This window comes from Photorhabdus sp. RM323S (assembly GCF_042879375.1).
Lineage (GTDB): Bacteria > Pseudomonadota > Gammaproteobacteria > Enterobacterales > Enterobacteriaceae > Photorhabdus > Photorhabdus tasmaniensis.
Genome location: NZ_JBHFKZ010000007.1, coordinates 30,743 through 52,901 on the forward strand (window position 1 = coordinate 30,743; position 22,159 = coordinate 52,901).

24 protein-coding genes and 1 pseudogene are annotated in these 22,159 nt (G+C 45.1%); 9 read left to right on the forward strand and 16 right to left on the reverse strand.

The annotated features are described in order from the left end of the window. Positions 1 to 17 precede the first annotated feature (17 nt). Genes ACGF7G_RS05250 through ACGF7G_RS05265 form a run of 4 tightly spaced genes read left to right on the forward strand, consistent with a single transcriptional unit; the run spans position 18 to position 4,508 of the window. Positions 18 to 1,475, forward strand: a complete 1,458-nt coding sequence (locus ACGF7G_RS05250) for a fructuronate reductase (RefSeq protein ID WP_387463998.1) — start codon at positions 18 to 20, stop codon at positions 1,473 to 1,475. A 20-nt stretch (positions 1,476 to 1,495) separates the two neighbouring features. Then, positions 1,496 to 2,920: a glucuronate isomerase gene (gene uxaC / locus ACGF7G_RS05255; RefSeq protein ID WP_387463999.1), complete on the forward strand. Its 1,425-nt coding sequence runs from the start codon at positions 1,496 to 1,498 to the stop codon at positions 2,918 to 2,920. Continuing rightward, positions 2,917 to 3,861, forward strand: a complete 945-nt coding sequence (locus ACGF7G_RS05260) for a sugar kinase (protein WP_387464001.1) — start codon at positions 2,917 to 2,919, stop codon at positions 3,859 to 3,861. Before uxaC ends, ACGF7G_RS05260 begins: the two co-directional genes overlap by 4 nt. A 17-nt stretch (positions 3,862 to 3,878) precedes the next feature. Then, on the forward strand, positions 3,879 to 4,508 hold the full coding sequence (locus ACGF7G_RS05265; RefSeq protein ID WP_133814393.1) for a bifunctional 4-hydroxy-2-oxoglutarate aldolase/2-dehydro-3-deoxy-phosphogluconate aldolase: 630 nt from the start codon (positions 3,879 to 3,881) through the stop codon (positions 4,506 to 4,508). A gap of 581 nt (positions 4,509 to 5,089) precedes the next feature. On the opposite strand, the gene ACGF7G_RS05270 is transcribed toward ACGF7G_RS05265, so the two are convergent. Together ACGF7G_RS05270 and ACGF7G_RS05275 are read right to left on the reverse strand one after the other, a co-directional pair. After that, the gene (locus tag ACGF7G_RS05270; RefSeq protein ID WP_387464004.1) at positions 5,090 to 5,296 is read right to left on the reverse strand and encodes a hypothetical protein; all 207 of its coding nucleotides are present in this window, start codon (positions 5,294 to 5,296) and stop codon (positions 5,090 to 5,092) included. A 191-nt stretch (positions 5,297 to 5,487) separates the two neighbouring features. Beyond that, positions 5,488 to 5,625, reverse strand: coding sequence for a hypothetical protein (locus ACGF7G_RS05275; RefSeq protein WP_242688684.1), 138 nt, complete (start codon positions 5,623 to 5,625; stop codon positions 5,488 to 5,490). Between the two features lie 108 nt (positions 5,626 to 5,733). Between ACGF7G_RS05275 and ACGF7G_RS05280 the strand changes: the two genes are divergently transcribed. Beyond that, positions 5,734 to 5,958 (forward strand): ribbon-helix-helix protein, CopG family, encoded by a 225-nt coding sequence (locus ACGF7G_RS05280; RefSeq protein ID WP_133814698.1) that lies wholly within the window; start codon positions 5,734 to 5,736, stop codon positions 5,956 to 5,958. Beyond that, positions 5,955 to 6,353, forward strand: coding sequence for a type II toxin-antitoxin system VapC family toxin (locus ACGF7G_RS05285; RefSeq protein ID WP_133814391.1), 399 nt, complete (start codon positions 5,955 to 5,957; stop codon positions 6,351 to 6,353). Before ACGF7G_RS05280 ends, ACGF7G_RS05285 begins: the two co-directional genes overlap by 4 nt. Before the next feature lie 435 nt (positions 6,354 to 6,788). Here ACGF7G_RS05285 and glpD read toward each other — a convergent pair whose 3' ends face one another. From glpD to gntX, 6 genes are all read right to left on the reverse strand, one after another. Further along, entirely contained in the window at positions 6,789 to 8,291 is a 1,503-nt protein-coding gene (gene glpD / locus ACGF7G_RS05290) for a glycerol-3-phosphate dehydrogenase (RefSeq protein ID WP_133814390.1), read from the reverse strand. A gap of 240 nt (positions 8,292 to 8,531) precedes the next feature. Beyond that, a complete protein-coding gene (locus ACGF7G_RS05295) occupies positions 8,532 to 9,290 on the reverse strand; it encodes a DeoR/GlpR family transcriptional regulator (RefSeq protein ID WP_133814389.1) in 759 nt (252 codons plus the stop codon). Between the two features lie 18 nt (positions 9,291 to 9,308). Beyond that, positions 9,309 to 10,163, reverse strand: coding sequence for a rhomboid family intramembrane serine protease GlpG (glpG, locus tag ACGF7G_RS05300; RefSeq protein ID WP_387464007.1), 855 nt, complete (start codon positions 10,161 to 10,163; stop codon positions 9,309 to 9,311). Positions 10,164 to 10,172: 9 nt separating this feature from the next. Continuing rightward, positions 10,173 to 10,511 carry a thiosulfate sulfurtransferase GlpE gene (gene glpE, locus ACGF7G_RS05305; protein WP_387464008.1) on the reverse strand — a complete coding sequence of 113 codons (339 nt, stop codon included), beginning with the start codon at positions 10,509 to 10,511 and terminating at the stop codon, positions 10,173 to 10,175. A gap of 98 nt (positions 10,512 to 10,609) precedes the next feature. After that, positions 10,610 to 11,185 carry a Fe-S biogenesis protein NfuA gene (gene nfuA / locus ACGF7G_RS05310; protein WP_387464009.1) on the reverse strand — a complete coding sequence of 192 codons (576 nt, stop codon included), beginning with the start codon at positions 11,183 to 11,185 and terminating at the stop codon, positions 10,610 to 10,612. A 59-nt stretch (positions 11,186 to 11,244) separates the two neighbouring features. Further along, positions 11,245 to 11,928 carry a DNA utilization protein GntX gene (gene gntX / locus ACGF7G_RS05315; protein WP_387464011.1) on the reverse strand — a complete coding sequence of 228 codons (684 nt, stop codon included), beginning with the start codon at positions 11,926 to 11,928 and terminating at the stop codon, positions 11,245 to 11,247. A gap of 39 nt (positions 11,929 to 11,967) precedes the next feature. Here gntX and bioH point away from each other — a divergent pair, with 39 nt between their 5' ends. The 3 genes from bioH (at position 11,968) to ACGF7G_RS05330 (ending at position 13,322) form a co-directional block, all read left to right on the forward strand. Then, positions 11,968 to 12,744: a pimeloyl-ACP methyl ester esterase BioH gene (gene bioH / locus ACGF7G_RS05320; protein WP_387464013.1), complete on the forward strand. Its 777-nt coding sequence runs from the start codon at positions 11,968 to 11,970 to the stop codon at positions 12,742 to 12,744. Positions 12,745 to 12,877: 133 nt separating this feature from the next. Then, positions 12,878 to 13,027: a type II toxin-antitoxin system RelE/ParE family toxin gene (locus ACGF7G_RS05325; RefSeq protein ID WP_387464086.1), complete on the forward strand. Its 150-nt coding sequence runs from the start codon at positions 12,878 to 12,880 to the stop codon at positions 13,025 to 13,027. Next, positions 13,020 to 13,322 (forward strand): helix-turn-helix domain-containing protein, encoded by a 303-nt coding sequence (locus tag ACGF7G_RS05330; protein WP_046974701.1) that lies wholly within the window; start codon positions 13,020 to 13,022, stop codon positions 13,320 to 13,322. The genes ACGF7G_RS05325 and ACGF7G_RS05330 overlap by 8 nt, the downstream gene beginning before the upstream one ends. A gap of 165 nt (positions 13,323 to 13,487) precedes the next feature. Here the strand turns inward: ACGF7G_RS05330 and ACGF7G_RS05335 are convergent, their stop codons facing one another. The 8 genes and pseudogenes from ACGF7G_RS05335 to ACGF7G_RS05370 form a co-directional block, all read right to left on the reverse strand. After that, positions 13,488 to 13,727 (reverse strand): FeoC-like transcriptional regulator, encoded by a 240-nt coding sequence (locus tag ACGF7G_RS05335; RefSeq protein WP_387464015.1) that lies wholly within the window; start codon positions 13,725 to 13,727, stop codon positions 13,488 to 13,490. A 9-nt stretch (positions 13,728 to 13,736) separates the two neighbouring features. Continuing rightward, positions 13,737 to 16,049 (reverse strand): Fe(2+) transporter permease subunit FeoB, encoded by a 2,313-nt coding sequence (gene feoB / locus ACGF7G_RS05340; protein ID WP_387464017.1) that lies wholly within the window; start codon positions 16,047 to 16,049, stop codon positions 13,737 to 13,739. A gap of 47 nt (positions 16,050 to 16,096) precedes the next feature. Beyond that, complete coding sequence (feoA, locus tag ACGF7G_RS05345; RefSeq protein ID WP_133814381.1) at positions 16,097 to 16,330, reverse strand: ferrous iron transporter A; 234 nt, start codon at positions 16,328 to 16,330, stop codon at positions 16,097 to 16,099. A gap of 269 nt (positions 16,331 to 16,599) precedes the next feature. After that, positions 16,600 to 18,924 (reverse strand): Tex family protein, encoded by a 2,325-nt coding sequence (locus ACGF7G_RS05350; protein WP_387464019.1) that lies wholly within the window; start codon positions 18,922 to 18,924, stop codon positions 16,600 to 16,602. Positions 18,925 to 19,579: 655 nt separating this feature from the next. After that, positions 19,580 to 19,822, reverse strand: a pseudogene (locus tag ACGF7G_RS05355) (transposase); the annotation flags it as partial. Then, positions 19,810 to 19,974, reverse strand: coding sequence for a hypothetical protein (locus ACGF7G_RS05360; RefSeq protein WP_387464021.1), 165 nt, complete (start codon positions 19,972 to 19,974; stop codon positions 19,810 to 19,812). The pseudogene ACGF7G_RS05355 and the gene ACGF7G_RS05360, both read right to left, overlap by 13 nt. 122 nt (positions 19,975 to 20,096) lie before the next feature. Then, positions 20,097 to 21,152 carry a FecCD family ABC transporter permease gene (locus ACGF7G_RS05365; protein ID WP_387464022.1) on the reverse strand — a complete coding sequence of 352 codons (1,056 nt, stop codon included), beginning with the start codon at positions 21,150 to 21,152 and terminating at the stop codon, positions 20,097 to 20,099. Further along, positions 21,149 to 22,159 (reverse strand): FecCD family ABC transporter permease, encoded by a 1,011-nt coding sequence (locus ACGF7G_RS05370; protein WP_387464023.1) that lies wholly within the window; start codon positions 22,157 to 22,159, stop codon positions 21,149 to 21,151. The genes ACGF7G_RS05365 and ACGF7G_RS05370 overlap by 4 nt, the downstream gene beginning before the upstream one ends.

A 22,159-nucleotide genomic window follows, 5' to 3' on the forward strand; every position in this document is an offset into this window, starting at 1 on the left:
GTTAAAGGAACTATTCCATGATCCGTAATATAGCCAACGGTGAAATCAGTCCTGTTGCTTCTTTTCCTGCCTATGATCGCCAGAAACTGGATACCCGCATTGTTCATCTGGGGTGTGGCGCTTTTCATCGGGCGCATCAGGCGGTTTTTACTCATCACATGCTGGAAAAAACCGGCAGTGATTGGGGGATTTGTGAAGTCAGTTTGTTCTCCGGTCAGACGCTTATTCAGCAACTTAGAGATCAAGATTGCTTGTGTACCATTGCGGAAAAAGGGGCAGAACAAACTGAGCTGAAAATTATCGGCTCGATGATCGATGCTTTACATCCTGAGTTGGTGGGTCAGCAAGGTATTCTGGAAACTATGGCACAGCCGCAGGTGGCGATTATCTCGCTGACAATTACCGAGAAAGGCTATTGTACCGATACTGCCAGTGGCAAATTGGATGTGAATAATGCGTTGATTCAACAAGATTTAGCCAATCCAACAGCGCCCAAATCGGCTATCGGATATATTGTTGAAGCGCTTCGCTTGCGCTATGAGCGTGGCTTATCACCGTTGACGGTGATGTCCTGCGATAATGTCAGAGAGAATGGCAAAGTTACCCGTGAAGCGGTGATTGGTTTTGCCTGTTTACGAGATGAAAAACTGGCGCAGTGGATTGAGCGGAATGTGACGTTCCCATGCACTATGGTTGACCGCATTGTTCCGGCGGCGACGCCTGAATTGCTGGAAGAAATAGCTGAACAATTGGGTGTCTATGACCCATGCGCAATTGCCTGTGAGCCTTTCCACCAATGGGTGATTGAAGATAATTTTGTGAGTGGCCGCCCAAACTGGGATGTGGCAGGAGCACAATTTGTTGAGGATGTGGTGCCTTTTGAAACCATGAAATTGCGAATGCTCAACGGCAGCCACTCATTTTTGGCTTATCTGGGCTATTTGGGAGGATATGCGCATATTGCTGACGCAATGACGAACCCCGATTACAGGCAAGCCGTTTTGGATCTGATGCTAAAAGAGCAGGCACCAACTCTGACGATGCCGGCAGGAACGGATCTTTTCCAATATGCACACCTCCTTATTGAGCGTTTCAGTAATTCCAGACTTAAGCACCAGACCTGGCAGATAGCAATGGATGGCAGCCAGAAATTACCCCAACGTATGCTTGATTCTGTCACTTATCATCTGGCGAATGGCAGCGATTATTGGTATCTGGCCTTGGGCATTGCTGGCTGGATGCGTTATATCAGCGGCAAAGATGAGCAAGGCGAATTGATTGATGTACGTGATCCGTTGGTTGACCAATTTAAATCTATTTATCGGCAACATGGATTATCTGTTGATGTAGTTCCCGCATTGTTGGCTGTTTTTGGTGGTCTATTGTCAGACAATCCGCATTTTGTGCGGGTAGTGAGTGACGCTTACCAACAATTATTAGACTACGGCGCACGTCGCGCTGTGGCGACACGCTGATCTGGGCGTAGGAAAAAGAGATGAAAAATTTTATGTGTGAAGATTTTCTTCTGAGCAATCAAACAGCCTGTCAGCTATATCATGAACACGCCGCAGCTATGCCGATTTATGACTATCACTGCCATCTTAATCCGCGTGAAATTGCCGAAAATCGCCGTTTTGATAACCTCGGTCAGATTTGGCTGGAAGGGGATCACTATAAATGGCGGGCAATGCGTTCCGCGGGGGTTGATGAATCACTGATTACCGGCAAACAAACCAGTGATGATGAAAAATATCAGGCGTGGGTGAAAACAGTACCACTGACGTTGGGAAATCCGCTTTATCACTGGGCTCATCTGGAATTACGCCGTCCGTTTGGTATTACTGGGAAAGTGTTCGGGCCGGAAACTGCGGATGAAATCTGGCATCAATGCAATGAAAAGCTGGCGACACCGGAATTTTCAACTCGTGGCATTATGCGGCAGATGAATGTGCGTATGGTTGGAACGACGGATGATCCGGTGGATTCTCTGGAATATCACCATCAAATCGCCGCAGATGACAATTTCGATATCGAAGTATTACCCAGTTGGCGTCCTGACCGCGTATTTAAAATTGAGCTGGCGGGTTTCACGGATTACATCAAACTGCTTGAGGCTGCGGCTGATGTGTCGATCTCTGCTTTTGCTGATCTATTACATGCGCTGGAGCGTCGTCTTGATCATTTTGCCGCGCATGGCTGTCGGGCGGCTGATCACGGTATAGAAAATCTGCGCTATGCACCGGTTCCTGATGAAGCTGTATTGGATAGGATCCTGCAAAAACGGCTGACTGGCGATATTCTTTCTGAACTCGAAATTACGCAGTACACAACGGCGGTTCTGATATGGCTTGGCCGTCAATATGCGGGCCGTGGTTGGGTCATGCAGATGCATATCGGCGCTATCCGTAACAATAATACTCGCATGTTTCATTTGTTCGGTGCGGATAGTGGCTTTGATTCCATTGGTGATAGCAATATCGCCTGGCCGCTATCCCGGTTGCTGGATAGCATGGATGTGACAGATGAATTACCGAAAACAATTCTCTACTGCCTGAATCCTCGGGATAACGAAGTGATTGCTACGATGGCTGGTAACTTTCAGGGGAGCGGTATTGCCGGTAAAGTACAGTTTGGTTCAGGCTGGTGGTTCAATGATCAGAAGGATGGCATGTTGCGCCAGCTTGAACAATTTTCCCAACTTGGGCTGTTGAGTCAGTTTGTCGGCATGTTGACCGATTCCCGTAGCTTTCTCTCATACACACGACATGAATACTTTCGTCGGATTCTTTGTAACTTATTGGGGCAATGGGCAGAAAATGGGGAAATTCCTAATAACAGAGCAATGTTAGGGCAGATGGTTGAGAATATTTGCTTTCATAATGCCCGCCGTTATTTTGCCTTGCCGGGAGAAAACCAATGAAGCGGATTGCATTTCTTGGTGAATGTATGATTGAGCTTAATGGCGCGCCTTTCGGCACTATGCATCAGACTTTTGGTGGTGATGCGTTGAACAGTGCGGTTTATTTAGCACGGGCAAGCCAGAAAAAGATTGCGGTTCATTTTGTGACTGCGCTGGGAATGGACTCACTCAGCGAAGGCATGATCAAACATTGGCAGGATGAGGGCATCGATACGCATCTGGTGTTGCGTGATCCTGCTCATCAGCCAGGGTTATATCTGATTCAGCTTGATGAGCAGGGAGAACGCAGTTTTCTGTACTGGCGTAATGATTCTGCCGCTCGTTATATGGTTCGCCATCCTGATTTCTTTTCTGTTATTCAATCGTTGCAACAGATGGATGCTATTTATCTCAGTGGCATCAGCCTGGCTATCTTGCCTGCTGATGATCGTGAAATATTACTGAATCTGTTAGCCGAACTGGCTGCACAAGGAAAAACAATAGTTTTTGATAGTAATTACCGTCCGGCATTATGGGAAAATGTGGCAGAAACCCGGACTTGTTATCAGAAATTACTCTCTTTCACTTCATTGGCTCTGGTGACAGATGACGATGAAAGCAATTTGTGGGGTGATAAATCAGTGACAGAAATCATGATTCGCCTCGAACTGGCAGGGGTTAAAGAAGCTATTGTTAAAGGGGGTGCAGCCGGTTGCTATTATCAGAATTTGGTGCAGGGTACGCCGATTGAGCAGATCCCAACCGAGCTGGTTAGTAAAGTGGTTGATACCACGGCTGCGGGAGATGCTTTTAACGCCGGTTTTTTGGCTGGATATCTGACAGATTGCTCAGTACAACAAGCGGTAAAAATGGGGCATTGTCTTGCGGGTATCGTTATTCAGCATAAAGGGGCGATTATTCCAATTAGCGCCACCAAAACGATAATTGATAGCTTCTTTTAAGGGGAGGAGAAAAAGCGATGAAACAAATGATTGAGCAGTTACGCCAGCTAAAAATTGTCCCGGTGATTGCGGTTGATCGTGCGGAAGATATTATTCCGCTGGGTAACGCGCTGGCTGACAATGGCTTGCCGATAGCAGAAATTACTTTCCGTTCTGCGGCAGCAGCAGAAGCGATTCGTCTGCTAAAAGAAGCTCGGCCGGATATGCTGATTGGCGCAGGAACCGTTCTGAATCGTGAGCAAGTGGTTGCTGCCAGAGAAGCGGGGGCGACTTTTATTGTTTCTCCGGGTTTTAATCCAAATACCGTCAAAGCCTGTCAGGAACTGAATATTCCGATTATTCCGGGTGTGAATAATCCCAGTGCGATTGAAGGAGCAATGGAGTTGGGGCTAAAACTGCTGAAATTCTTCCCGGCAGAACCTTCCGGTGGTTTGCCGATGATTAAAGCGATACTGGCACCTTATACTGAACTCCAGATTATGCCTACCGGAGGTATTGGGCTGAAGAATATCCGTGATTATCTTGCAGTACCGCGTGTTGTGGCGTGTGGCGGCTCATGGATGGTGAGTAAAGTGCTGGTGGATAGCCAGAATTGGCAAGAAATTGGTCGTCTGACCCGTGAGGCGGTGGATTGGGTTAATGTTTAAGGCATCATCGTCCCTGTGCTGTGAGAAAATATGTAAGCAAGGATGCACTGAAATTACCAAGATTCAGCAGAAGTCGTTTTTTTATCCAACTATTGGAAGCAAATTTGAACAACTAGAAAAATTCCCGAGAAGTAATTTTGTCTTTTCCTCGTCTTGAACGTAAAGGGCTTTTGGTTTCGTCTGGTGAAAAACGGAATAAATCCTACACATTACCGGGTATGTCGTTACCGAATCCAGAAGAGATTTTTTCCTCTGAAACAATAAATAGTGTTAACAATGGATTGGACTTATCTCAAAAGGAGACTAGCTTTCCTCATAAGGAGCCCAGCTTGCCTCATAAGGCTCCCAACTTGCCTCATGCGGCTTCAAGTCTTCAAATCACCCGGGATGAGTTAGGGTGCCTCATTAACCCTTGTTGTGTAAGGCGTTGGCAAGGTGTATCACTATTTTGAAAAGTTATTTATATTCGATGGTTATTTCTGCTCCCTGGGCTAACCAATTATTTAGTGTGTTATTAACTTATTTATTAATTTCATCAAGATGTTCAATTAATTTATTTTTGTCGAAGCCTTTTTCTTAAGTTATTTACTAAAACGATAAATATCAACTAATTTAAGCTCTGTAATAGAAGATTGGTAAATTGCAGCTTTATCTAGATTATAATTTCCTAAATCGTCGGTATCATAGACTTTAGACCATGTATTATTTGTTGCTTTGTTTAACGCTAGGAACATAAAGTGAGCCATTGAGTGTGCGGCATTTGCTCTGTGTCTTGCTTCATTATTCACGGATAGAGTTACTTTCTTCCCTATAAGATCTTCCTCAGATATTTATTGTAAATCAGGTAAATAGTGTGCTGGAATGATCTTGTCTGGAGATGTTACTTGTTACGTTATTTCCCGGTCTATATATAAATGACCCTCGATAAGACCCGCCGTGTAAACTTTTGTTACCACTAACTCTTTGTCATCTATTGAAATTATTCCGGTATCATGTAATTGATCCAGCCATTTTCGTATTCCATAACCCCGATAATGTGAGATTCTAACGTCAGGGTTCCCAGCATAAATGAAGTTTCTGCTTCCAATAGTTCATTAATATTCATATCAGTAGCCATGTAACATCTCGCTAGTTATAATTTTTTGGATTAAAAATAGACAATTGAAATGATCAGATATATGATATATATACCTGATGTGTATAGGAGGGAGTAGATGTGGTTGCTATGGTAAGAATTAATATAGATTTGCCGGAAGAAACAATCAGAAAGCTTGAAGTTTTAAAAGAGCGCTTTCCTGATAAGTCACGTGCTGCGCAGATCCGAAAAGCAATAGATGCTTATCTTGATGCCAGTATTTCAGAACAGAATAACCATGCCTTTGGTTTATGGGGGGATAAAAAGCAAGATGGATTGGAATATCAGAATAGTTTACGTAAGGAATGGCAATGATTGCTATGAAGTCGCTATTCGATACTAATATATTGATTGACTATTTAAATGGATATGAACAAGCTGCCGAGACATTAAAAAAATATGGGAACAGTCCAGCTATTAGTTGCATAACTTGGATGGAGGTTATGGTGGGAGCTAAGAAGCTGGACAAGGACAAAGAAAACGCAACAAGAATTTTTTTAGATAGTTTTGAAATTCTCAGTGTCACAAGTGACGTAGCAGAACGCGCAGTAACAATCCGGCATGAGAAAAAGATAAAGCTCCCTGATGCAATAATCTGGGCGACATCTCAACAAAATGGGCGGCTATTGATTACCAGAAACCCTAAAGATTTTAAGGATGGCGCTGGGATTATTCTTCCCTATGAGCTGCCCGGTTCAAAAATAGATTGATATTTTTATATATCCTTCGTGATATAAAACGCCTGATGAATTTCTTCGGAGTATGCAGTGTTTCAGTAGATAATGTTGTTGTTTATTGGCTAAATCGTTCACTTTATGGAGTAGAAACTCTGTCTTCAATATCTTATTGATTTATTTCTGCCAGTTTGTTTTTATAATAGCCATGGAATTATGTCATTTAAAGGAATACGGACATGTTTACTTCCAGATTATCAATGTTGCATTTATTATGTAAATCCACTCTTCATTATTATAAATAGCTATGCCAATTTATGCGTCAATCCTGAATTGAAAAGACTGATGTAACATTGAAGGGAGAAATAGGACATAAATTCAACATAATAAAAACCGCGAGAATGTTAAAAACATTCTCGCGGTAATCGCATTTTTTAAACGGGAAGAGCAATGACTTATTGTGAAGAAAAATCAAATCTCTATACGTGGCTTAGCATTCTCCGCCAGCCATGTGGCAATACGTTGCTTCTGTGCTTCATTCAGCCACATACCCAGCTTGGTACGGCGCCAGATGGCATCATCCAGCTCAACAACCCACTCGTTATTGACCAGATAGTGTAGCTCTGCTTCATACAAACCTTGGCCGAAGGACTCACCGAGATCTGTTAGATTGTTAGCACCTTGCAGAATCAGTTCGCTGTTGCTGCCGTAAGTACGGGCATAGCGTACCGCAACGCCTTCCGGTAACCAGTTGTAGCGTTTACGCAGTAAGCGAGCATAACCGTCACGGTCACAGCCTTCTAAATTACCGCCCGGTAACTGACCATTTTTAGTCCAGGCTTCTCCGGCATTGGGGTAGTATTGAATCATCTTCTCCATTGCGTGTTCCGCCAACTTACGGTAAGTGGTCAACTTACCGCCGAATATAGACAGTAATGGCGCTTTGCCCTGCTCATCATGAATATCGAGTGTGTAGTCACGGGTAATTGCCTGAGGTGAATCAGATTCGTCATCACACAGTGGACGTACACCGGAATAGGTCCAGACAATATCTTCACGGCTAATTTGTTGCTTAAAGTGATTGTTATAGACTTCCAACAGATAGTTTATCTCTTGATCGTCAATCTTCACCTCTTTTGGATCGCCGTTATATTCCACATCGGTTGTTCCGATAATGGAGAATTCATCCATCCAGGGAATAACAAATACGATACGATTATCTTCGTTTTGCAGAATATAAGCTTGTGGCTCATCATGCACTCTTGGCACCACAATATGGCTGCCTTTGATCAGGCGAATACCATAAGGTGATTTCAGTTTCAGACCATCGTCAAAGAATTCTTTAACCCAAGGACCGGTGGCGTTAACTAGACCTTTTGCACGCCAGGTATGGGTTTTACCTGTCCGCAGATCTTCGGCTTCAACCATCCAACCATCTTGTTCACGCCATGCACGGGTAACTTTTGTTCGGGTACGGACTTCTCCACCGTGTTTTTTGACTTCCTGAGCGTTAAGGACAACTAAACGAGCGTCATCAACCCAGCAGTCGGAATATTCAAAGCCGCGGACTAATTCTGGTTTCAGAACGGAATGAGCACCGAATTTTAGCCCTTTACTGCTCGGCAGGCTGACACGCTTGCCTAAATTGTCATAAAGGAACAGACCAATGCGGATCATCCATGCCGGGCGCAGGTGTGGCTGGTGCGGCAGACGAAAACGCATTGGGAAAGCGATGTGTGGTGCGAGATTCAGTAAAACTTCACGTTCTGCCAGCGCTTCGCTGACCAGACGGAATTCATAATGTTCCAGATAACGCAGGCCACCGTGGATCAATTTTGAACTGGCGGATGACGTGGCTTTAGCTAAGTCTTGCGCTTCTAGCAGCAGAACAGATAGCCCCCGGCCAGCGGCATCTGCCGCGATACCCGCGCCGTTGATCCCGCCGCCGATCACAATCAAGTCTTTGGTTTCCATGCATCCCCCTAAAATGTTCGAAACAGTTCTTTAATGTTCGTTTTCGCTCACAATTGTAATCAGAAATTGCTCAATAGCCAATATATAACTAAGAAAAAATATATTCGCGTGATGTAGCTGACAAATATTATCGTACCAGTATGATTTATATGGCATTAATTAGGAAGCTATTAAAGAGAGTATTACGTGGAATGAGAAGCGGGACTGGGGATAGTGTTATCCCCAATAAGAGAAAAATGGTTAGCAGAGTTCGAGCTGAACGTTATGTTGTTCAACCACTTTTTGGATGCCTGGCGGGGGAGGTTGGTCAGTAAATAAGAAATCAATGAGATTCATGTTACCCAGATTGACCATAGCGTTACGACCAAATTTAGAATGGTCAGTCACCAGCATGACGCAACGGGAATTTTCGATAATTGCGCGTTTAATGCGGACTTCATGGTAATCAAACTCCAGTAGTGAGCCATCCATATCGATACCACTGATGCCGAGAATGCCGTAATCGAGCCGAAACTGGGAGATAAAGTCCAGTGTAGCTTCACCGATAATCCCCCCATCACGGGTACGAATTTCCCCACCCGCCAGGATTAAACGGAAGTCTTCCTTTGTCATCAATAGGGTAGCTACGTTGAGGTTATTAGTGACGATCCGCAGATTTTTATGATTTAGCAGTGCGTGAGCGACGGCTTCCGGTGTCGTGCCGATATCAATAAACAGTGTTGCGCCGTCCGGGATATGGCTGGCAACACGTTGGGCAATACGGGCTTTTTCTTCTGACCACATGCTTTTGCGGTCATTATAAGCGGTATTGACTGAACTTGATGGCAATGCGGCACCGCCGTGATGTCGCTGTATTTTGTTTTTGTCTGCCAAGTCGTTCAAATCACGGCGGATAGTCTGGGGGCTGACATTAAAGTGTTCAACCAACTCTTCAGTACTGACATAGCCCTGAAGACGTACCAGCTCAACTATTGCATCATGCCGTTGAGTTTGCTTCACGATAGTCCCCTAATTTTCTTAAAAATGCCGGTTGTGAGTGTTATTTTTGAAGGTATGACGGTTGTCCCACAGCGCCATCAGTAAGCCGATAATTAAACCAGAAAAATGGGCCGCGTTGGCAATAGCGAGTCCAAACGTGTCGAAGTAGCCAATAATCAGCCAGAGGATCGAAAAAGCCATCAAACCACGGGGAACGCCAATGCCGCGATCAGGTGCACGTTCACCGGTTAACCAGACATAACTAATTAAAGCGTAAACAACACCGGAAAGGCCGCCAAAATGAGAGCCACTGAATAATGATTGTCCCCAGCCACTGAAAACAGCGGAAACAATAGTGATAACAAACAGCTTGCCTGTACCAAGGCGCTTTTCTGTTTGTCCGCCAAGATACCACCACCACATGAGATTAAAGATGATATGTAATAGTGAGAAATGCAGTAAACCATGAGTAACCCAACGCCATAGCTCCAGGTGCTGACTGTTGTCAGGCCAGGCCAGCCAGGACATAACCTGATAATCCCCAGCGAACTGCATCCAGAGATAAACAACGATATTTAGGATCAGAACCGTCATTGTCAGCGGGCCAGCCTGACGACTCAAATATTGCCAATTCAGGTTGTTATGGTATTTCAATGAGTGATTCACATCGCCGGATTGCCAGCTGGCCGCCTGGTAACGTTCGTTCAGCGGATCACGGGTAAATTGTTCCAGCTCTTGTTGAACCAAGGTGAGTTTAGTGTCATCTTCCAGCCACAGCTCTACGTGCTGCCCATCGTGACCCGGACGCATAGTCAGATGTACTTGATGAGTTGCCATATAATCGATAAAAGCTTGTGCCAGGCGCGGGTTTGAAATAGCTATTACGCGGATCATGAGGTGTTGTTATGCCGGATTATGTAATAAGGAATCAACAGCTTGAGGATAGTCTCTCTGCCAGGCTTCAAAGCCGCCATTAATGCTGTAAACCGCTTCAAAACCCATGTTCAGCAAATACTGAGCGGCGCTCTGACTGCTGTGACCGTGGTAACACATGACCATTACAGGTTGCTCGAAATTGGTCTGCAACATAAATTCATTTAATGTGTCATTGGTTAAATGAAAGGCCCCAGATGCATGACCGCCCCGGAAACTTTGTGGATCGCGGATATCCACCATAATGGCGGATTTATCTTGCCAATGTTGATAAGCCTGCTCAAGGCTGATTGTTTGAAAATGTTCCATATATATTCTGAATTGCTCTTAGAACTTAGAGATTATCCCATTAAGTTATTATTGTAGTGATATTTTCCCGACGGTTATCCGAACGGGAAAGTCAGTTGTCAGTAATAAGAGTGTTCACCGCGTTGATGTTCAGTCAAGTCTCTTACACCTTTTAATTCCGGGAACATGTTCAGTAACTCTTTTTCAATCCCTTCTTTCAGAGTGACATCGACCATTGAACAACCATTGCAACCGCCGCCGAACTGAAGGATAGCTAAACCATCGTCAGTGATTTCCATCAGGCTGACGCGGCCACCGTGACCCGCTAATTGTGGGTTAATCTGTGACTGTAAGACATATTCCACCCGTTCGATCAGTGGAGAATCATCAGAGACTTTGCGCATTTTGGCGTTAGGGGCTTTTAGTGTTAGTTGAGAGCCTAATTGATCAGTAACAAAGTCAATTTCTGCCTCTTCAAGGAACGGCGCACTCAGCTCGTCAACGTAAGCGGACAGTTTCTCAAATTTCAGCTCAGTATCTGTTGCTTCAACGGCGTCAGGTGGGCAGTAAGACACACCACACTCTGCGGTAGGTGTACCCGGATTGATGACAAATACGCGGATTTGCGTGCCCGGTTCTTGGTTTGCCAGTAATTTGGCAAAATGAGCTTGCGCTGCTTCAGTAATATTAATCATATCATTTGCTCAATAGTTGACTGCTTTAGTTGGTTATAATACGCCCATTCTCATCTTGACTACAAGGTTCGGCAAATCGCCCAGACCTGCACTGAACGGGCGCCAGCACGAATTAACAAACGGGAAATTTCGGTCATCGTCGCACCGGTGGTAATCACATCATCAATTATGGCTACATGTTGTCCTGTGATGGTGCCACAAAGCCGGAACGCTTTCCTGAGATTAGTTTTACGACGTGCCGCTGATAAATTTCTTTGTGCTAGTGTAGCACGCGTCCGTTGCAGAATGCTTTGCTGATAATCGCATTGTAGCCATTCTGATAGTTGCTTTGCGATTAATACACCTTGATCAAATCCCCGTTTCCAGCGTCTGTGTCGATGCAGTGGCACACTGAGCAGAATATTGGGTTTATACCATCGTCCATCGCGATAGCCTTGTTGCCAGTGCAGTAGAAACAGACGCGCCAGAACTGACGCAAGTTGTGGCGTGCTGTGATATTTATAGCGGCGAATCAGGCCGCTCAATGGTGGGTGATAATCGGTAATCGCGATCATATGTTCCCATAGCGGGGGTTTCTTGATACAGCGTCCACAAGGCAGTGAAGTTAATTCTGAGGGCAGTGCACAACGAGGGCACATATTTGTCAGACGTTTCAGCCGTTTGTTGCAAAAGCTGCATATTCCATGATGCGGAAACCAAAGAGGCTGATGGCATAGCCAACAGTACCCAACCATTGTTAGCATAGGATTCTTCCTTGATGGCAAATAAAGTTGAGAATAACAATGGCTGATCTGTTTTGGCAGACTTCTGCGGGAGATTCGCGTGATCTTGTGTTGCTGCACGGCTGGGGATTGAATGCGGAAGTTTGGCGTTCCATTGAAATGCGATGCGCTCCGCATTTTCGTTTGCATCTGGTGGATTTGCCGGGCTATGGCCGCAGTCAAAAATACGGTCCGATGAGCCTTGATGATATGGCGGATGAAGTCTGGCGGTATGCACCTAAAAATGCGTTATGGCTGGGTTGGTCGTTAGGTGGGCTGGTTGCCAGCCGGATTGCGCTTGACCATCAGGATAAGGTTGCCGGATTAATTACTGTGGCGTCTTCACCACATTTCAGTGCAGAAGGTGACTGGCCGGGGATCAAACCTGAGGTTTTGAGCGGTTTCGAGCATCAGCTTAGTGAAGATTTCCAGCGCACAGTAGAGCGTTTCCTTGCTTTGCAGACATTGGGTACAGCTAGTGCCCGTCAGGATGCGCGGTTACTGAAATCCGTTGTATTGGCGCAGCCGATGCCTTCTGTTGAAGTGCTTAATGTTGGTTTGGAGATTTTGAGTACTGAAGATTTAAGGGAGCCTTTGGCTGAACTTTCCATACCGTTCTTGCGTATTTACGGTTATCTGGATGGTTTAGTGCCAAGAAAAGTTATCAGAATTCTTGATGAGAAATGGCCGCGTTCAGTTTCCGCTATGATGCGTCATGCCGCCCATGCGCCTTTTATTTCTCATCCTGATGAATTTGTTGGATTATTGATTGATTTTATCAGCAGAGAAGCGTTTTGAGGCTGATAATATAACCAACTTATTATTGGCGTGGTTTGGAAGAGTCGAGCTTCCGCCACATGAATGCGGCGGTTCAATTAATTTTTTCTGTGTATAAATAAAAACCTGCCAATCTCGTTGGTGAACTGACGTTATCGCGAGGGGGTTTTTCTTTTTTGCAGTTGGACAACAGTTTTATGTTGTTCATAGACTGCAAAAGAAAACCCAAAAAACGCCGAAGAAATCGCTTGAACTGGCCAACCAACGAATGAAAGAGATTAAACGGAGTCTCAACAATGTCTGATAATGATTATGATATTATCCCATTTTCTGAAGCTAAAACGCTGCTCTTAGAAGATGCCGCGACTCTGGAAGCATATAACGATATTCAGATCCGTAAAACATTGATGAAACAGCTTAAGGATGCACGTAAAGCGTTGCATCTTACTCAGCAAGATGTTGCTCAGAAAATTGGCACTCAAAAGCAAAATATCAGCCGTATGGAAAATGGCAAGAGTGTGCCAAATCTGGATACTTTAAGCCGCTATGCTGCCGCGCTTGGAGGAGCATTTGTTTTCCAAATGCCTGTAAATCAATAGCCTGTTGTACTTGAACTAAGAGTTTTTATTTTTAAATGAATAACGGTAGGATCAACCTGTGGTTTATAACCCACTTGGTAAATAAATTGTTGATAAACTCTACTTTTTTAAAATAGGGTTTATCTTGAACTCATCAATATATGATGAGCTGTTCTATAATATGATTCAGTATTTCCCAGTGATCCGATAAACCGCCGTATCACATTTCTGTATTTCAGAGCATTGTTTGCAACTGCCACTCAGGCAGGCAGTTGCATCAACCTTTTCCAGTTTGCCCATCACTACGAGCTGTTCAAGCATAGCGGCAATCATCTGTACGGACGCACAAAGCTGGCGGCTCAACAGTCTGGCATCTGCCCGTCCATTCAGAGCGACTGCATCCCTTACTTTTAACAGGCTAATCATTTTCAACTCCTAGTGACAGTTTCCACTGGAGCAGTGGCAGCTATTTCCAGTGTTGCTGCTCAGTTTCATCGTCACGCGGCTGCGTGCGCGTCGTAGGAAGGAAAACACCAGTGCGTTAAAGAGGGTAACTGCCAGAATGATGATCAGACTGCTTTGTGGGTGCTGTGAGAAAGTCACCATTTGATAGAACAGAGCTGAGATTGAGTAAGCCACATTCAGCCCCCACAGAATGGAAAATGTCATCCAGCCACGACTTGTCTCACGGGCAATCGCGCCCATCACAGAAACACAGGGCACATATAACAAAACGAAGATCAGATAACTGTACGCTGAAATAGCGGAGCCAAATTTTGTACTCATGATTCCCATAGAACCGCTATCCATCTCTCCGTCGCCTTTACTGGCTTCGATTGGGTTGGAAAGCACGCTCAAAGTGAAGGTGTCTTTCAGGCTTTCCCAGGTCTCACCAGCAGCATCTTTCAGTTCACCAAGCAGGTTGAATCCATCTGCATCAAATGGCTCATTTGTAATGCTTTCTGCGGTGTACAAGGTATTCAGTGTCCCGACAACCACTTCTTTTGCCATCGCACCCGTTATCAGTCCTACGGCTGCCTGCCAGTTATCTGCGTGAACGCCAATTGGCTGTAACAGTGGTGTAATAACTTTGCTGACGGAAGCCAGCGCTGATTGGTTGATGCTATCCACGGTTTTACCAGAGAAAGAGAAGCTATTGAGCGCACCGATAAACATACTGGCGATAACAATGACTTTACCTGCACGGATAACAAAACCTTTCAGGCGTTGCCATGTTTGCAACAGCAGGGTTTTCAGATGTGGAATATGGTAAACCGGCAGCTCCATCACAAATGGCGAGGCTTCACCACGCATAATGGTGTATTTCAGCATCAGACCGGTCAAAATCGCGACTACAATGCCCAGTATATAAAGAGAAAAAACAACGGTTGCACCATTTTTTCCGAAGAATGCAGCGGCAAAAACGGCAAAGATGGCCAGCCGTGCGCCACAAGACATAAATGGTGCCATCATAATCGTGATCAGGCGCTCACGCGGTGCATCCAGCGTTCTTGCTCCCATAATTGAGGGTACGTTGCAACCGAAGCCAACGATTAACGGGACAAAAGATTTACCCGGTAGCCCCAGAACCTGCATCAGACGATCCATAACAAACGCTGCCCGCGCCATATAACCGGAGTCCTCAAGGAAAGAGAGGAACAAATACATCATGCCGATTTGTGGTACCAGTGGTAGAACGGTGTTGATTCCACCACCAATACCTTGCGCAAGGAAAATAGTCAGCCATTCAGGAAAATGTAACGTATGACCAAGCCATTGAACGCCATGAATGAAAACAGCGATAGAACCTGCGTCGAAAATAGGCTGTAATGCACCACCGATATTAATCGCCAGTACGAACATTAAATACATAACAGCCAGGAAAATGGGCACACCCAACCAGCGATTGAGGATGATGTTATCAATTGTCTGGGTGAGTTTGTTTGGCATGGCTTTTTGGCTGTCGATCACGGCCATGCATAATGTGTTAATACTTTGATAGCGTGCATCGGCAATAACCAGTTCAGGTTCTTCGTATTGCTGTTGTTGCAGGCGTTCTTTGGATTCAGCCAGCATTGAGGCCGCAAGGCCGGAGCGTTCCAGGCTGTAAATGTCCCCTTCAAGTACCTGAAGGGCTAACCAACGGCGTTGTTGAGTATTAAAATCGTTTGAGATTACACCAGAGAGTTGCTCAACTTCTTGTAACAAGCTGTCTGGGTAGCAAATCAATGATTGCGCCGAATTTTGTTTATGGCGGTCAATTGCTTGTTTCAGCTCATTGCGTCCGGTTGCGCGGGTTGAAATCATTGGAATGACCGGACAACCGAGTTGCTTCTCCAATTCAGCAATATTGATTTGAATATGCTGGCTTTTAGCGATATCCAACATATTCAGCGCAACAATGCATGGAATGCCTAATTCCAACAGTTGTAATGTCAGATAGAGATTTCGCTCAAGGTTAGAAGCGTCTACGACGTTAATCAGCATGTCAGCATCACCGCTCAGGATGTAGTGGCAGGCTATCTGCTCATCGAGTGATGTTTGTTCAGAAATTGTGGTTAGAGAGTAGGTTCCCGGCAGGTCAACCAGCTCAATTTTATGGTCCTCTGTGGTAAAACGGCCAACTTTGCGTTCTACCGTGACGCCTGCCCAGTTGCCTACACGTTGACGGGCACCGGTAAGTTGGTTAAATAACGTCGTTTTGCCGGCATTGGGATTGCCGATTAAGCCAATGGTCAGTGCTTTCATATTTTTGATGCCAAATTAGGAGTAACAGTTTTATTGCTTGCAATGGATTATGCGTTGCATTGGGCGTCGTCTAATGTGAGAAATTCCAGATCTTTTTTTCTCAGAATCAGGTTAACTCTGCGGGTCTCAATTTGTATCGGATCACCTAAAGGTGCTAAACGGACAACATGAAAAGAGGAACCGGGCAACATGCCTAATGACAGCAATTTCTGTCGGTAAGCTGGGCTGATCTTGGGAGAAAAGCCAATGATCTTGTAACTATGGTCTGGAAGAAATTGCATATAACCTTCCGGGATGTGTGATAAGTAAAAGAATCTTGAGAACTAAAGTCGTACTTATATTAGATAAAGTACGATTTTCATCCTATGCATGTTAATTGCAAATAAGAATAATAACCAACATTAATTTCAATATTAATCGCATTTTCAATCATTGGATGTTCAGTAAGTCACTCAAGTTGACAAGGATAAGTGGATTTGGATTTTGCCTGATGGCAGAGATGAGATATGCACTGCTAAAGCAGTGCATATTGTTTGCAATTATAAGATTATCAACGTTTTTTTCCGAATGCGGCGGCCAGTGCGTCACTCATGGCACTGTTTCCGGCTGGCGTTGAAGCGCGCGGAGTAGTACGGTTTTTGTCATTGCGTTCAGGGCGGCGGTCAGTTTGAGTATTACTACTGCGACGTGAGTGGGTTTCTCCCGGTTGTTCATCGAGCCGCATGGTTAGCGCGATACGCTTACGGTTCAGATCAACTTCCAGCACTTTGACTTTGACGATATCGCCTGCTTTTACCACGGTGTGAGGATCTTCTACAAAGCGATCGGACAGCGAAGAGATGTGCACTAGTCCATCTTGATGAACACCGATGTCGACAAATGCGCCAAAGTTAGTCACGTTAGTGACAGCACCTTCCAGCACCATTCCTGGTCGCAGATCATTCATCGTTTCCACACCGTCAGCGAACGTTGCGGTTTTAAACTCTGGACGTGGATCGCGGCCTGGTTTCTCCAGCTCTTTCAAAATATCGGTAACGGTTGGAACACCAAATTGTTCTGTGGTGAAATCCTGAGGCTTCAATCCTCGCAATGAGGAAGGATTGCCCATCAATTCCTGGAGTTTTTGTTCAGTGGCTGCCAGAATTTTCTCAACCACCGGGTAGGCTTCCGGGTGAACAGTCGAGGCATCCAGCGGGTTATCACCGTGATTGATACGCAGGAAGCCAGCGCACTGTTCAAACGCTTTTGGCCCAAGACGGCTGACTTTCAGTAATTGTGCGCGGTTATTGAAGCGGCCATTCTCATCGCGCCAGTTTATGATGTTCTGGGCAATCATACGGGTCAGCCCGGCAACTCGGGTTAATAGAAGAACAGATGCGGTATTCAGATCTACGCCGACGGCGTTTACACAATCCTCAACTACCGCGTCCAGTTTTTTGGCAAGCTGAGTCTGGCTGACATCATGTTGATATTGACCTACGCCGATAGATTTCGGATCGATTTTCACTAATTCAGCCAGTGGGTCTTGCAGGCGGCGGGCGATAGAGACTGCACCGCGCAGTGAAACGTCCAGGTGAGGAAATTCTTGTGCCGCCAGTTCAGAGGCAGAATAAACAGATGCGCCTGCCTCACTGACAATCACTTTTTGGCCTTTTATCTCCGGGAACTGTTTTTGGACATCGGCGAAGAAACGTTCTGTCTCGCGGGAAGCGGTGCCGTTACCGATAGCGACCAGTTCCACTTGATGTTTGATACACAATGCGGCCACGCTGGCGGCTGCTTTGGCAGTTTGCCCGGTGTGCGGATAGATAGTGTCTGTGGCAATCAGTTTGCCGGTTGCATCAATGACGGCAACTTTAACACCGGTACGCAGACCCGGATCAAGTCCCATTGTTGCACGCATACCCGCTGGTGCGGCCATTAACAGATCTTGCAGGTTACGGGCGAATACCTTGATAGCTTCATCTTCTGCTTTTTCACGTAAAGTGCTCATCAATTCTGTTTCAAGATGCAGCAATACTTTGACACGCCAGGTCCAGTTTACGACGGCTTTGCGCCAGCTATCCGCCGGTGCATTGTTCAGGCGCAGATTAAGATGCTGGGTAATAATCTGTTCGCAGTAGCTCTCTTTGGGTGGTTCATCAAACTGGGGATCAGCATTTAGGGAAAGTTGCAGTATTCCTTCATTACGGCCACGGAACATGGCTAATGCGCGATGAGAGGGGACCTGTGCGATAGGTTCATGGTAATCAAAATAGTCGCGGAATTTAGCGCCTTCCTCTTCTTTTCCTGTGGCGACTTTGGCGACCAGATGGGCATTTTTCCATAAATAGTCACGAACTTTTGCCAATAATGCTGCATCTTCGGCAAAACGCTCCATCAGGATATAACGAGCGCCATCCAAAGCGGCTTTGGTATCAGCTACCCCTTTATCGGTATCAACAAAGGTAGCGGCAATTTGTTCCGGTTCTTGTTGTGGATCTTGCCACAGAGAGTTCGCCAGAGGTTCAAGACCTGCTTCAATAGCGATTTGCCCACGGGTACGACGTTTCGGCTTGTATGGCAGATAAAGATCTTCCAGTTCTGTTTTGCTCAGGGTTCCATTAATTGCTTCGGTCAGTTCTGGTGTCAGCTTGCCTTGCTCGTCAATGGATTTAAGAATGGTTTGGCGGCGGTCCGACAGTTCGCGCAGATAACCAAGGCGGCTCTCAAGTTGACGAAGTTGGGTGTCATCCAGACCGCCGGTGGCTTCTTTACGATATCGTGCAATAAAAGGGACAGTATTCCCTTCATCGAGCAGACTCATCGCTGAAAGTACTTGTTGTGGCTGGGCCTGTAGCTCACTTGCAATAATTCGGCTTAAAGATTCATTCATGTTGTGTTTTCTTCTGGTGGATAGGCTTCAAATATTCGCAAAAACCCCTTTATACGTTCTGAGAGAAACAATTTCCAGTTCGCGTCTGATCTTATTCTGATGGTTACGACATAATTCGACGAACTTACTTGTCGGTTACGTTATAGAAACTGCGATTAAATCAAATTTTTTCAATAGATTTTTCGTGTAAAGAATGGCTACATTGTTTGCAAAGGCGAGCCTGCTTTGAGTTTTTACACAGAAATATTGATGAAATAAGGTTGTTATCGCAACTGTAGCCAATTATTGTTACTCGCCCGTTTTTGGCATTAGAGGGAACTTAGGGGGGGGGAGATAGTAAAGTTGTGGCACCTTTATATGCTGTGAATATAAAGGTGTTTATTATATTTTAAATATGAAAGGTGATATTTACACATAGTAAAAGTGATTAACTTTTATAATAGAGGATGGTAATGATTTATTTGACTTTCTTCTGTGTTTTTTAATGCTGCCGAATATATAAATCACTATCAAAATCTTAATGAAAATAAGTTATCTTTTGAGATGACAGATATAAATAAAAAGATATTTAACCCGAATTCTGGATAAGAAATTGAACTAAAATCCTGTTCCAAGATCAGAATTTTAGACGAATAAAAAACCAATCTAAAAAACCTCAGCTTCGTTTAAAAATAGCGATATCACAATCTCGTAAATTCAAGCTCGGTTTTTTAGGTTGGAATGTATAAGCAATTAGGCCAGCGACGATTTCCAATAAAAAACCGAGCTGATTGCGGTGTCTTGAATGCGCTATCTGAGAAATATTTTTGAGCTGATCCACGACCGTTTATATCAAAAATCGCCTTCTTAACATCAGTTTATCCCAGAGAGATAACGCTTTTGTCTTCATGTTACTACGGAAATGAGGAGCGTCATCACTTCACTGAGAGAAAGGGAAGCTTCGCGGCGAGGTTTGAGCAAACCATGTTCAATTAACTGTTGATGCCAGAGAGGAATAAATTTTTGGCAAAAGTCATCGACGCAGCAGTAAAGTTCTTCTAAATTAGGCATGCCTGAGGATCTCCACGATTTTGTTTTCTTTGACAAAAACTCTGATCGTGCCTCAGGCACTTAGTTCCCTTCTTAAGCAAACCTCAGGTTAATTCAATAAATGGATATCACGCCCCAGATATTCAGCGCTTACGTAGTGCGCTCAACCGCATCGTCAGTATGAACAGGGGCACTCCAATGAGTGTGAAGCTCAACCCGACAGGGAGAAAGACTCCCGCAGGTGCTGTTTTCGTCATGATATCCGCAGTAACAACCAGATTGCCGCCTACCAGAGCGGAAAGAAACAGTCGGGCGCGGCCTGTGGCCGATGAAATAAAGCTGGCCAGATGTGGTGCCAGTATCCCCAGAAAGCTCAATGGTCCTACTGCGGTGACAGATGCTGCGCTTAACAAGACAGCAAACATCATTAGCAACGGACGGGAATATTTGATAGGTTCCCCAAGGGACGTAGCAAGTTCGTTTCCAAGCTCATAGCGGTTTAAGGCGGGGCCAGTTATCAGAATTCCGATAATACTCAATAAGAATAATGGCATGAATGATGCGATAATTGACCAACTGGCCTGAAACAACGATCCTTGCATCCATCCAGCAAGATTCAAGGATAACTCTGTCGGAAGATAGAGAATAAGAAAAGAGCTGACAGAACTAAGAACGGACGAGATGGCAATCCCCATCAGTAAAATTGCCAAGCCACTTGCGCGATTATTGCCGACGAGCAAAGTCAAAAACAATGCAACAATCAGTCCGCCAGCTAGTGCGGCAAGGACGATCAGCATCTTAGGTGCAGAAGGAACAAACGCCAGCAAGACTATGATCATCGTCATAGATCCCTGACTTATGCCAAAAAGGCCGGGGTCGGCCAGCGGATTGCGAGCAATCGGCTGCAAAATAGCACCGGCAAGGGCTGCGCACCAACCCACCATCAGGCCCAATAAAATATGAGGTATCCGTACAACCCAGAGTGCATAAAACTGGTGGTGCTCAAGGGAATATCCGAAAAGCATATGCGTGAATTCACGTATACCAACGTTCGTAACCCCGACGTTTAAAGAAATAGCCACGAGTATGATCGTGATGGTAAATAGGCATAAACCGACTTTTATATCACGGGTACGCATCTGCAATCCGTTGGCAAAACGTAATACCCTTTGTCCGTCTGTTGCCTGATCGAAGTTCATAACGATCTCTCCGATGTTGCTGAAAGATAGCGCTTTCTGATAATCCAGATAAAAAACAGCCCTCCCAAAAAATCCATCAGAATGCCGGTATGTATGACATAAGGCTGGAAGAGTGTCTGCGCACAGAGATTGGCAATCAAGCAGATACTTGCCCCCGTCAGAGCACAAGCTGGCAGCGACAACATAAAATTCTGGCCAACCAGAGGCTTGACAATATGGGGGACAACCAGCCCCACGAAACCAATCGGACCGCATATGGCAACGGCAGAACTGGATGCAACTATGGCTGCAATTAGCGCAATACGTGAAATAAGCGTTGCATTCGCGCCAATCGAAAGCGCCTTTTCGTAACCGAGCAGAATAAGTGTCAGTGGACGTGCCAGTAATAAAAGTACTATCAAGGCCAGTATACCGAACCACCAGAAATGGTGAAGTCTTGTGATATAGGCATGATTTATAGCCCCTGCTAACCAGCTCAAATATTCGGTTCGTAATGTAGGATAGGCAAGAAGAACAGTATTGCTTATCCCAAGATAAAGCATCGCTATTAATGTGCCTGACAGTATCAGTAGCAAGTCGCGAGAAACGCCGTTAACACCCGCCAAGCGAGATATTGCAAGAGATGACAGAAAGCCGAATAACCCGCCGGCAAGGGCTGCTATACCTTGTAATGTCAGATCGAACTCAAAGCTGATTGCGCCTATTATGACAAACAGTGTCGCACCGGCATTGATTCCCAATGTTGATGAGGAGGCCAGTGGATTGCGGATAAGTCCTTGGAAGACGAGACCACTGGATGCCATCACTGCACCGACATAAACAGAAATCAAAGCCCGTGGCAGCCGCTGGTATAAAATAACTGCTTGCTCATAGTTTTGCGGTTCGGACTGTGTTAAGGCCGCATAAATTTGCGAAACTGACGCAATATTCACGCCAGAAGAGAGACTAGAAAAAAAGAGCAGCAGCAATACAAAAGGCGCGAATATAAAGAACAGACTGGATTTCAT